The 596-nt window shown below is 53.2% G+C and carries 2 protein-coding genes; both read left to right on the top strand.

The features are described 5' to 3' along the window. Window positions 1-475: phage tail protein (locus ACJ9N4_RS20720; protein WP_411500774.1), on the top strand; the 475-nt coding region annotated here is incomplete at its 5' end. A 35-nt stretch (window positions 476-510) separates the two neighbouring features. Continuing rightward, a partial coding sequence (locus tag ACJ9N4_RS20715; RefSeq protein WP_411500777.1) for a phage minor tail protein domain-containing protein occupies window positions 511-596 on the top strand: 86 nt, incomplete at its 3' end.

The following is a 596-nucleotide window of genomic DNA, read 5'->3' as shown; positions in this document are numbered from 1 at the left end:
GGGGGATTCCGGTCAGCAGGACCTGGTGAACTGGTTCGATGAAGGCACCGTGAAAGGATATAAAATCAAATATCCGAATGGTGTCGTCGATGTCTTTAAGGGTTGGGTAAGCAGTCTGGGCAAGACGGTTTCATCCAAAGAGGTTATGACCCGCACGGTAAAAATCACCAATAACGGCAAACCATCGCTGGCAGAAGACAGCGGCACACCGCCGATTGCCGTCACGGGGATCAGCCTGGATAAATCTACCGCAGCTGTGGCGGTTGCTGCCACGACGCAACTGGCGGTATCTGTCCTGCCGGCAAGTGCTTCAGATACATCCTTCCGTGTCGCCAGCTCTGATCCTTCAAAAGCAACGGTCACCGTCAGCGGTAATACCCTGACCATCACCGGCGTGGCGGCAGGTACCGTCGAAATCATCGTCATGAGCAATGACGGTAACTTTGTGGCGATCTGCAAAGTCACTGTTTCCTGATAACCGGGGCGTGAGCCCCGTTCCCCGGAGTAATTATGTTTCTAAAAAGCGAACTGCTTGAAAGTAATGGCAGCAGTGTCACATTGTTCCAGCTGTCGGCGCTGCAGCGTATTGAACACCT

Origin of the sequence: Enterobacter sp. LM3, from assembly GCF_046622475.1 — a bacterium.
In the GTDB taxonomy this organism is placed as follows: domain Bacteria; phylum Pseudomonadota; class Gammaproteobacteria; order Enterobacterales; family Enterobacteriaceae; genus Enterobacter; species Enterobacter cloacae_P.
This window is presented reverse-complemented; position numbering and strand designations above follow the sequence as displayed.